Source organism: Edaphobacter modestus (genome assembly GCF_004217555.1).
Classification (GTDB): Bacteria; Acidobacteriota; Terriglobia; order Terriglobales; family Acidobacteriaceae; genus Edaphobacter; species Edaphobacter modestus.
The window spans coordinates 3633697-3644469 of record NZ_SHKW01000001.1; the positions used below are offsets into that span (position 1 = coordinate 3633697).

Below are 10773 nucleotides of genomic sequence, written 5' to 3' on the forward strand. Positions count from 1 at the left end.
AGCTTCCCTACTTTTATTTTTCTTTAGTTCTATTTCTTTTTCTTCGTCGTTTTACTAGTGACCAACTTCTTTGTTGGCTTTGCCTTTGCACGTTTTACGCTTTTCTTCACGGCGGAACTCTTTACTGCCTTCTTGGGTGCGGTCTTCTTCGCCGCCTTCGCGGATATCTTGCGGGTGGCCGCGATCTGGGCTTTCAGGTCGGCGTTGATGTCGTCGACACTGAGTGTTGTGGCGGACTTCCGCAGGCGTTCGAGGCCGTAAAAAGCCCTCTTCTCCGGCGAAAAGACGTGAACGATGAAGTCGACGTAGTCCATCAGGATCCACTCGGACTGACGCCGGCCCTCTACGGCGTTCGGGTAGACGCCGAACTCGCGCTTGAGGCGTATTTCGATCTCGTCGGAGATGGCGACGTTCTGGCGGTCGTTGGTTCCATTGCAGATCAGGAAGTAGTCCGCCAGTCCGCTCTCGGCAGGGTCGAGCGCGAGGATGCGGATCTCTTCGGCTTTTTTGTCTTCAGCGGCCGCGGCGGCGGCAAGCAGTAGCTGATTGCTTTCTATTGATGACATGCGGCTCCTTGGTCTCAATGGTAGTCGGTCGCGCTTATGGATGCCACTTTTGCCAACCGTGCCTCAAAAGAGACCTTATTACGGCTTGGTATAGTCGTTGGGTGCGGGACGGCGATAGAGGCCGTGGTCGTGGATATAGCCTGCGACTGCCGGAGCAATCAGATTGCGGCAAGGATCCCCGTCTGCAAGCCGATGGCGCAGCTCGGTTGCGGAGACCTCGTCATGGACGCTTTCGATCAGGTGAATCCGTTTGCGTTCTTCTTCCATGAGTCCCAGGGAGGCAAGATTGCCGAGGGGAGAACCCGGTCTGCTGACCACGATCCATTCGGCAAGTGCGAGCAGACGTCGCGACTCACGCCACTGTCGCAAGGAAAGGAAGCTGTCTGCTCCAACCAGGCTGAATATCACCGCCTCCGGCATCTGACTGTGCAGCGTCGCGAGGGTATCGACCGTGTAGTTAGGGCTTCCGTCCGCGCGTGGTGCATCGATTGCCGAGACCTGGAAACGAGGATCGGCACCGCAGGTCAGCTCGACCATCGCAAATCGATCGGCGAACGGAGTCGTGGTTCGACCATCTTTCAGGGGTTGCAAGCCGACAGGCGCGAACAGCACGGAGCTTAGTTGAAAAGCGTCCGCGGCTGCCCTGGCAATGCCGAGATGACCGCGGTGGGGTGGATCGAAGGTGCCACCGAAGAGAGCTACACGCATGCCGCTCACGCTATCACAGAGGCTAAGAGGACGCTTACCAGATGCGCAGTACCAGGCCCGTGCTAAAAATTTTGGCGTTTACTGACTGCCCGGGCACGACGCTGTAATCGAACTCCACCATTCGCCAATCGATGTGCGGAAAGATGGTTGTGTCGAGTCCGGCGAGCACTTGGTAGTTGAAGTTCGTGTTTGAGCCGGTACCGTTTCCGTGCTGCACATTTCCAACTCCGACAAGGCCCTCTATATAAGGCCTAAAAGGAAGAATAGGCGCCTTGAACGCGAGGCGAGGGCCGACAGCTCCGGTGTAGTAATGGAAGTTGTCGCGTGTGAGGAACGATCCGCGGAGATCGCCTCCGATACTGATAGTACTTGCTGCGTGTCCCGTTTGCTTATAGACCCCGACGAGTGGACCATAGGCCCAGTTCGCACCTTGGACTCCTCCGATCGGAGCTCCACTGAAACCGGCGTAGACGGCGATCTGGCCATGGAGAGCAGTGGAACCCAGCAGTAGAGCGAGCAGAGCAAAAAGAAAAGTGTGACGATGGTTCATAGGAGGGCCTCCTGGTAAGGGTAACGCAGTGAGGTGATGAGCCGGCGTTGTTTGCGTTGGATACGAACCCGATAGGTCACTCCGTTTGCTGCGGGAAATCTGCTGGAGGTTGTCTTTACACGACCGTCCTGATCACAGAATTCCCGAACAGGCGAGTTATTCGTGACATTGTCTTCCCTCAATCATCGAGGTGAGCATGGAGAAGGGTACGGCGGCAGACAAGCCGGGCTGGATCGTCAATGCAAATGGATCGAGTCGAGACTCTTGAGGATCGCTTCCTGTAAGGCGATGCGGTGATCTGAGTAAGAGTGGTCGGTTGCGAAATGCAAGCTTTGCACCTGCGTATCGCCGAGTTTCCGCAACGTGGTGACGAGCTGATCGCTCGGCCGGGCCAATCCGTCGTCGGAGGTGATAACGAGCACCGGGCGCGTAGCGAGTTTAGACGCGATAGCCACAAAGTTCCACTTCGCGGCGTTGGCGAAGACCTCTTGCGCGAGACCTTCGGGGGTGCAGCCGACCAGAGGGGCCATTCCTTGCGAGGCGAGACCGGCGGCGATGCCTTTGATGGCGGTGTCACGGTTACCCGCAGGAACGGAAGCTACCAGACCGGTGCTTAGGTCGGCGGCTGAGATGCTGATGACGGCGCTGACGGCGGGATCGAGGGCTGCGGCGTTGAGCGCGAGGAAGCCACCCATGCTGTGGCCGATGAGGACAATCTTCTTTGGGTCGGCATGAAGCCTTGCGGCATTCCCCGCCTCGCGCATGTAGGCGATGGCAGAGAGCACATCCTCGATGCTGTTGCTGAAGGAGAAATTTCCGGGCGATCCCCAGGAGCCGCGATAGTCGAGGTAGAGAACATCATAGCCGGCCCGGCGAAGAGTTTGAGCGAGATCTAGATTGCGCTCGTTGCCGGGAAAGCCATGCAGCAGGACGACTACCGGGTGGCGTGTGGCACCAGCGGCGACGTAGACGAAGGCGTTCAGCACCTCTCCATGGCTGGGGAGCTGGAAGGACTGCATGGAAGCCGGGCTTGCTTTATCGGACGCAGGGTCGGTCGCAAGGGCGGAGGGAATCTGCGCTGACAGGCCAAGAGAGACGCAGAGAAGCGCTGCGGCAGCAAACCTGTAGGTGGGCATGCGGCGATTGTAAAGCGAAAGCTGCGACCGGAAGCCATGAAGTTACTGAATCTTCGGGTGTTCGTTTCCGGACGGTGCTTTGTGGATATGGACAATGCAACGGCTATGGAGGTCGCTAAGCCACTGAAAATCTGCATCCTGGAATGGAGATAAAACTGCTCCTCGAACAGGAGACAAATCCTGCGTGTTGAGGCTAACCAGTCATGCAGAACATTCTTAGCGACCTTCGATATGCATTGCGGCAGTTGCGGCGTTCCCCTGTCTTTGCGCTGACGGGGGTGCTCACGTTGGCGTTGGGTGTGGGCGCCAATACGGCGATCTTCTCTCTGCTGGACCAGGCGCTCTTGCGGTCGCTACCGGTGCGCGATCCCCAGACCCTCGTCTATCTGCAGGGTACGGGCGATGCGTGGCGGGGTCATACGAGCAACCATGGCGGAGGCGTGGAGTCGTATTTCTCCTATCCCATGTATCGCGACCTGAGAGACAAGCATGCGGCCTTCGAGGCGCTGGTGGCAACTTCAAAGACGACCGTCGGCCTAACGCGCGGCAATATGTCGGAGTTTGCCGAGGCGGAGGTGGTGAGTGGGAACTACTTCTCCATGCTGGGAGTAAAGCCCGCATTGGGACGAGTGTTCACACAGACAGAGGACCAGCAGAAGGATGCAGCCCCCGTAGTCGTCGTCAGCTTCGATTATTGGCGTGTTCACATGAACTCCGATGTATCGGTGGTAAATCAGAGCATCTCGCTGAACGGGCATCCGTTCAAAGTAGTAGGAGTTGCCGCGTCAGGATTTCGCAGCGGGGTGTGGGGGGAGAGTCCCGCGCTGTTTGTTCCGATGGCGATGATCGACCAGGTGATTCCGGGGCAAGGAAGACGTCTGGCGGACCATACCGATCGCTGGATGAACATCATCGGGCGGCTGAAGCCCGGTGTAACGACACAGCAGGCAGAGGCGATGAGCGCACCCCTCTGGCATGCGCTTCGGGCCGACGAACTGAAGGCGCTGGGAACAGCCTCAAAGCGGTTCACGGATTCGTTCCTGACGAATAGCCGCTTGAAAGTGCAGCCTGCGGCGAGAGGCTTCTCCTACAACCGTGAGCAGTATCAGACACCGCTGATTGCCGTGATGGGGATGGCGTTCCTGGTGCTTCTAATTGCGGCGGTGAATGTGGCGAGCCTGCTGCTGGTGCGTTCGGCGGCGCGGGTCCGGGAGTTTTCGCTGCGGTATGCGTTGGGCGCACGTGCGGGACGCATTATGCAACAGCTCCTGTTGGAGGGTCTGCTGATCGGGGTGGGTGGCGGGCTGGTAGGAATGCTGCTGGCTCCAACGGCGATTCGGGTGCTGGTCCAACGTATGGGAGCGGACAACTGGATGGGACCGTTCACGGCGTCGATGGATATGCGGCTGCTGCTATTCAACTTTGCCATTGCGATTGGCGTCAGCATCTTCTTCAGCCTTGCGCCGGCGCTGCAGATGCTGCGGCCGGACCTTATGCAGGCGCTTCGGACACAGGCTTCGACAGGCGCCAGGGGAATGCTCGGCTTCCGCCGGATGGTGGTGGCAGCGCAGATTGGTCTGAGCCTGTTGCTGCTGGTAGGTGCGGGACTGTTTGTGCGGACGATGCAGCAACTTCGCTCGTTCAACGTGGGGTATAAGACCGACCATCTTGTGGGTTTTAGCCTGGCGCCGCGATTGGCGGGGTATGACGCAGAGAGGATTCCGGCGCTGCGGCTGAGGATGCTCGACGACCTTGGTGCGATTGCAGGAGTGGAGGCGGTGGGTGCGGCGAACAGTCCGCAACTCGCACACCAGGGCCATAGCGGCAATGTAAGCTTTGCCGGTTACAAGGCCGGGCCTGAAGAAGACATCAACATATACAAGACGAACATCAGCCCCAGCTTCTTCGAGACGCTTCGCGTGCCGCTGATCGCAGGCCGCGGGTTGACGGAAGCCGACAACGCAAACCATCCGAAGGTTGCGGTTGTGAACGAGACGCTGGCGAAGAGATATTTCGGCTCGGCTGAAAAAGCCATCGGACAGAGGTTTGCCGAGGGAGCGGCGTCGCATCCCGTCTTCGATACGGAGATTGTGGGCGTGGTGAGGGACTTCAATCAGCAAGGGATTCGCTCGGAGATTTATCCGTCGACGTTTCAGCCGCTGGAGCAGGCGACGGGCACGGAAGTGAGCAGGGCAGTCTACTTTTATGTGAGGACGCATGTGGCACCGGCGACGATGTTCGCCTCGATCCGGCGCCTGGTAGCAGATGTCGATCCGATGCTGGCGATCGACGACCTGCACACAATGGACGAACAGGTGAACCAGGATCTTGAAAACGAGCGCCTGATCGAGCTGCTAGCGGTGACGTTCGGCGCGCTGGCTACGGTGCTTGCCGGCGTGGGATTGTATGGTGTGATGGCCTATACGACAGGACAGCGCACGAAGGAGATCGGAATACGCATGGCGCTGGGGTCGTCGAGAAGGCTGATTTCGCAGTTGGTTTTCAGCGACGTGCTGCGGCTGGCGAGCATGGGGGTAGTTGTGGGGCTGCCGCTCTCGGTGATGCTGGCGCGGCTGCTGCGGAGCCAGTTGTTCGAAGTATCTCCGGCCGATCCTTATGTGTTGGCTGCTGCGGTTGGACTCGTGGCGATAGTGGCAGTGGTCGCAGCCTTGCTGCCGGCCCGGAAGGCGGCTGCGGTCGAGCCTTCCGAGGTGTTGCGAGCCGAATGATGGCCGCTGCGCTTGAGAGCGGGGAGGGCGCGCTGGTCGGGGGAAGCGCGCGCCCTTGTCAGAAGGGTTAGATTTTAGCGGCGTCGCCACGGCAGCCGGAGTGGCCGCACTGGCACATGATCTCGGTGGAGCCGTTAGTCGTACCCACTGCGAGTCCTAGGATGCGCGATAACGGAAAGACGGCTTAGCGTTTGCTGCGACGTGCGGAAGCAGCGGGCGGAGGATACGCGGGTTTCAGTTTCACGGGTGCGGTGGACTCGATTTCGATGCGGACCGGACGATATTGGGCGACGGCTGCCGCGATAGCGTACTTGAGCGGCTCGATTCCCTCCCCGGTCACGGCGGAGATGGTATAGAGGGGGATCTTGCGGCGTTTGGCGTATGTGGTGAGCTTCTTGAGCTTGTCGGGGTTGGCCACGTCGGCCTTCGACGCCACGAGGAGAGTGGGCCGCTTGGGAAGCTCGGGGTCGAAGCTGGCGAGCTCGGCCGTGATGACCTTGAAGTCATCCACCGGGTCGGGGCGTCCGCTCGCGTCGGAGACGTCAACGAGATGCACGATGACGCTGGTTCGCTCAATGTGCTTGAGGAACTGGACTCCGAGGCCAGCGCCGAGGTGCGCGCCCTCGATCAAGCCCGGGAGATCGGCGATGGTGAAGGACTGTTCGTGGGGCCAGTCGCCTACCTTAACCACACCCAGGTTTGGCTCGAGGGTGGTGAAGGCGTAGTTGGCGATCTTGGGCCGGGCGGCAGAGAGTCGGGAGATCAGGGTCGATTTACCGACATTGGGATATCCCACCAGGCCGGCATCGGCGAGCAGGCGAAGCTCCAGGCGCAGATGGCGTTCTTCGCCGGGACGACCTAATTCGTGTTCGCGGGGTGCCTGGTGGGTACTGGTAGCAAAGTGTTGGTTGCCGCGACCGCCGCGACCGCCACGGGCCACCACGACGGTTTCGTTGGGACGAGTAAAGTCGTGGACCAGCTCGCCGGTGTCCTCGTCATAGACGAGAGTACCGATGGGGACCTGCAGCAGTAATGGGTCGCCGGCATGGCCGGACATGTTGGAACCCATGCCATGCTCGCCCCGTCCCGATTTGTGTTCCGGGTTGAACCGGAAGTGGACGAGGGTGTTGTGGCTGAGGGATGAGGTCATGAGGATGTCGCCGCCATGGCCGCCATCGCCCCCGGAGGGACCGCCTCGGGGGACAAACTTCTCGCGGCGGAAGGCCATGCAGCCGTTGCCTCCGTCGCCCGCCTTAATTCGGATTTTTGCTTCGTCAATAAACATTTTTCACATTCAGTTTACAGGGCGCGGGATAGACTACACACATACACAGACAGTTCCGTTGTACATGGGTGCGCCCTGACCTCTATAGGGATACGAAAGTATAGAGATTAAAGAGGGCACTCAGTCATCATGATCCGGACCGATTCATTGATCGATGGTCCGGCCGTACCCTTCCGATAAAGGGTGGTTCATCGAGGATTCATCGCGATTGAAAAGTCTGTTTCTATCTATCAAATAAGAACCTTTGACCCGATTCTGGCGCCTGTTGGGCGCGAGCGGTTCAGTTTTTCAGGAGACCCAAATGAAGATCAAAAAATTAACGCGGTATGCCTTGTTAATGGCGCTGCTCGGCGGAGTCTGCCTCTCCGGCCATGCGCAATCGGCAACGGATGGAGCGATCGGCGGTACGGTGGTGGATAGTTCGGGCCTGCCGGTGCCGCATGCGACCATCGTGATTCGGTCGAACACAACAAACGCGGAGAAGACGACGACGGCGGACGATTCAGGTTTCTTTCGTCTGGTTCACCTGCCGGCGTCGGCCTTCACGGTGAAGGTCTCCGCAGCAGGCTTCCAGAACTATCAGTCCAAGGAGGTGATCGTCCAGGTTGGACAGCTGACGGACATCTCGCCAAGGCTGACCGTGGGCAGCACCACGGAGACGATTGAGGTGACGAGCGAGACTCCGGACCTGAATACGGTCTCTCCCGAGGTTGCGAGCGTGATCCCTCAGCGCACCCTCCAGGACCTTCCGGTCAGCAACTATCGCTGGTCCGCTTATGCAGCGCTCACCCCCGGTGTGGTGGTGGACTCCAGCGGATTCGGTCTCCTGAGCTTCCGGGGTCAGAGCACCCTGATGAATAACGTCACTATCGACGGCGCGGACGACAATCAGGCTTACTTCTCTGAGGAACGCGGTCGCACGCGCGCCGGTTATTCGACGGCGAAGTCCTCGATTCAGGAGTTTCAGGTCAATACCTCGAACTACTCGAGCGAGTTCGGTCGCGCCGCCGGCGGCGTGGTGAACTCAGTCACCAAGAGCGGCGGCAACCAGTACCACGGCGACCTCTACTTCTATGATCGTGACGCCAACTGGGGCGCATCCAACCCATACGCCAAGCTGACCTCCGTGAACTCATCAGGCCAGGTGGTATCGAACAACATCAAGCCGACCGACAAGCGCAAGCAGTACGGTGGCGCGATCAGCGGGCCCATCTGGAAGGACAAGATCTTCTTCTTCTTTGCGGGTGACCGGTTCGACCACAACTTCCCTGCCGTCGCCGTCGCGCAGGCGCCTCTCAATCTCTACACGTTGCCGGACACGGTCTTGCCCGCTGGCAAGGCCTGCAACGGAACTGGCGGGGCTGCTCCTAGCACGATCGATGCCGCCGCCTGCACTCTGCAGACGCGGCTCAACCGCCCGACCTACACCGCTGCCGCGCAGGACTACATTAATGGCGTGAACGGTCTCAATTCGATGCTCGGAACGGTTCCGCGCACGGGCACCCAGACCATCTTCTTCCCCAAGATCGACTGGCAGGTCAACTCTCGCAACCATGCTTCGTTTGAGTTCAACCGCCTGCGCTGGACCTCTCCGGCCGGCATTCAGACCGCAAGTACCAACAACTACGGCATCCGCAGCTTCGGCAACGACGATGTACGCGTGTCGTTCCTGATTGCAAGGCTGCAGTCGGCGATCAACGACCATCTGAGCAACGAAGTGCGGTACCAGTACGGTCGCGACTTCGAGTTTGAGTACGGCCAGACCCCGACGCCTTACGAGGCCAGCAACCTGATGGCATCGGGCGGCGGGTATGCCAATCCTCTGGGTGCGCCGCCGAGCGTGTTCATCACGAACCTCTTCACCTTCGGCACGCCCACCTTCCTCAACCGCGCCGCGCTTCCTGACGAACGCCGCTGGCAGGTTGCCGATACGGCCAACTACATCTACGGCAAGCACAACATCAAGTTCGGCGTGGACTTCCTGCACACGAACGACCTCATCAATAATCTGTTCACAGGATTTGGTAGTTACAACTATAACAACCTGACGGACTACTTCTCCGACTTCTATCTTGCGCAGAATGCAGCGACGCTCAACAGCGCAAAGAACTACACCAGCTTTGTGCAGGGCTTTGGCAGGCCAGGTCTGGAGTTCCAGACCAAAGACTATGCCATCTTCGCGGAGGACAACTGGGCCGTGACGAGGCAACTGAAGATCACCTACGGCCTGCGCTGGGAGTACGAGCAGCTACCGACGCCGTTCGCGAACCTGGTGAACCCGGACATACCGCAGACGAGCAATCGTCCGGCGAGCAAGACCAACATCGGGCCGCGCGTCGGGTTTGCCTATGACGTCTTCGGCACGGGTAAGACGATCGTTCGCGGAGGCTATGGCGAGTTCTTCGCACGCATCCTCAACGGCACGATCTACAACTCGCTGATCAACACCGGCGTTGCCGCGGGTCAGTACACGGTCTCGTACACTCGCACGTCCACCGGCGCTCCGGTGTTTCCGCAGGTCATTCCTCCGGCGAATGCGGGTGCTCTGTCGGGTTCGCCGAATGTGGTCTTCTTTGACTCGAACTTCAAAGCTCCTCAGATCCACCAGGCCGACCTCACGGTCGAGCAGGATCTGGGCCACAACTGGATAGCGGGCGTAACCTGGATGGGAGCCTATGGCCGCCGGCTGCCGAACTTCACCGACATCAATCTGGCGACGCCGACCACGGTGAGCTACACGGTTGTGGATCCCTCGGGCAAAGGACCGCTAGCCAACGGCTCGGTGTTTACCTCGAAGTTCTACAACAGGCTTCCGAACACCGCCGGCTCTCCCTGCGCAAGCCAGCGTCCGAACTGCAAGTACGGCTCGTTGACGGATGTCTTCAGCGGGTCGAACTCCGACTATGAGGGCCTGGTGGGTCAGATCAGCCACCGGTTCTCCAACCACTTCTCTTTCAACGCGAACTACACCTGGTCTCATGCGCTGGACTACGGCGTTAACAACCAGACAGCGACCACTGCGAACAACCTGCTCGATCCGCAGGACCTGCGTGCCGAGTACGGAAACGCCATTTCGAACGTGCCCAACCGCCTCGTGATCAACTCGGTCCTCACCTCCCCCTGGAAGAAGACCGGTTGGATGGCTTATCTGACGAACGACTGGGAGCTCTCGCCCTCCTATGCTCTGCAGAGCGGTCTTCCTTACAACATGACGACGTCGGGAACGATCTCGGCAGGATTTAACGGGACACCGGGCGGCGCGAACCTCAGCGGGATCGGAGGCGGCATCAACGGATCGAACGGCACGTTCCGCGTTCCGGGTATCGCACGCAACTCCTTCTCGCAACCGAAGACGAACGTCCTCGACCTGCGTATCTCCAAGCGCTTCTCCATTACGGAGCGGGCGAAGCTGGAGCTGCTGGGTGAGACCTTCAACCTCGCCAACCATCAGAACGTGACGGGCGTGAATACGCTGGGCTACTCTCTGGGCACCACTACTGTCACCACTGCAGGAGTCACGAGGCCGACTGGTAACACGTTGACCTTCAACACCTCCCCAACGACGCAAGCATCTCAGTTTGGCGCTGTGACGTCGACGAACTCGAGCAACTTCCAGTTCGCTGCGCGGCAGATTCAGATTGGAGCGCGGCTGCAGTTCTAGTGTTGCATTCCAGCTCACAAAGGCGGCAGCTTCGGCTGCCGCCTCTTTCTTTTTACGACTACATCCTTTAGGGACTTCTTTAAACCAGCAAAGTTCGTTAATCTTCGGCTGTCTCCTCAACGTTCTGGCATGCACCAG

Annotated in this window: 7 protein-coding genes; 2 read left to right on the plus strand and 5 right to left on the minus strand. The window is 59.3% G+C overall.

Annotated features, from left to right (window positions below; genetic code table 11):
* Positions 1–29: 29 nt before the first annotated feature.
* The 4 genes from rsfS to BDD14_RS15515 form a co-directional block, all read right to left on the minus strand.
* On the minus strand, positions 30–566 hold the full coding sequence (gene rsfS, locus BDD14_RS15500; protein WP_130419593.1) for a ribosome silencing factor: 537 nt from the start codon (positions 564–566) through the stop codon (positions 30–32).
* Between the two features lie 78 nt (positions 567–644).
* Positions 645–1274 carry a nicotinate-nucleotide adenylyltransferase gene (nadD, locus tag BDD14_RS15505; RefSeq protein ID WP_130419594.1) on the minus strand — a complete coding sequence of 210 codons (630 nt, stop codon included), beginning with the start codon at positions 1272–1274 and terminating at the stop codon, positions 645–647.
* A 34-nt stretch (positions 1275–1308) separates the two neighbouring features.
* A complete protein-coding gene (locus BDD14_RS15510) occupies positions 1309–1824 on the minus strand; it encodes a hypothetical protein (protein ID WP_130419595.1) in 516 nt (171 codons plus the stop codon).
* A 236-nt stretch (positions 1825–2060) separates the two neighbouring features.
* The gene (locus BDD14_RS15515) at positions 2061–2960 is read right to left on the minus strand and encodes an alpha/beta hydrolase family protein (protein ID WP_130419596.1); all 900 of its coding nucleotides are present in this window, start codon (positions 2958–2960) and stop codon (positions 2061–2063) included.
* 203 nt (positions 2961–3163) lie between these two features.
* Between BDD14_RS15515 and BDD14_RS15520 the strand changes: the two genes are divergently transcribed.
* Complete coding sequence (locus BDD14_RS15520; RefSeq protein ID WP_130419597.1) at positions 3164–5689, plus strand: ABC transporter permease; 2526 nt, start codon at positions 3164–3166, stop codon at positions 5687–5689.
* Positions 5690–5873: 184 nt separating this feature from the next.
* On the opposite strand, the gene obgE is transcribed toward BDD14_RS15520, so the two are convergent.
* Positions 5874–6974, minus strand: coding sequence for a GTPase ObgE (gene obgE / locus BDD14_RS15525; protein ID WP_130419598.1), 1101 nt, complete (start codon positions 6972–6974; stop codon positions 5874–5876).
* Between the two features lie 301 nt (positions 6975–7275).
* On the opposite strand from obgE, the gene BDD14_RS15530 reads away from it, so the two are divergent.
* Entirely contained in the window at positions 7276–10635 is a 3360-nt protein-coding gene (locus BDD14_RS15530) for a TonB-dependent receptor (protein WP_130419599.1), read from the plus strand.
* The last annotated feature ends 138 nt before the right edge of the window (positions 10636–10773 follow it).

Excerpts from the sequence above, each read along its gene's own strand:
- nadD (WP_130419594.1), bottom strand. The coding sequence starts at position 1,274 with ATGCGTGTAGCTCTCTTCGGTGGCACCTTCGATCCACCCCACCGCGGT.
- BDD14_RS15515 (WP_130419596.1), bottom strand. The coding sequence starts at position 2,960 with ATGCCCACCTACAGGTTTGCTGCCGCAGCGCTTCTCTGCGTCTCTCTT.
- BDD14_RS15510 (WP_130419595.1), bottom strand. The coding sequence starts at position 1,824 with ATGAACCATCGTCACACTTTTCTTTTTGCTCTGCTCGCTCTACTGCTG.
- rsfS (WP_130419593.1), bottom strand. The coding sequence starts at position 566 with ATGTCATCAATAGAAAGCAATCAGCTACTGCTTGCCGCCGCCGCGGCC.
- BDD14_RS15530 (WP_130419599.1), top strand. The coding sequence starts at position 7,276 with ATGAAGATCAAAAAATTAACGCGGTATGCCTTGTTAATGGCGCTGCTC.
- BDD14_RS15520 (WP_130419597.1), top strand. The coding sequence starts at position 3,164 with ATGCAGAACATTCTTAGCGACCTTCGATATGCATTGCGGCAGTTGCGG.
- obgE (WP_130419598.1), bottom strand. The coding sequence starts at position 6,974 with ATGTTTATTGACGAAGCAAAAATCCGAATTAAGGCGGGCGACGGAGGC.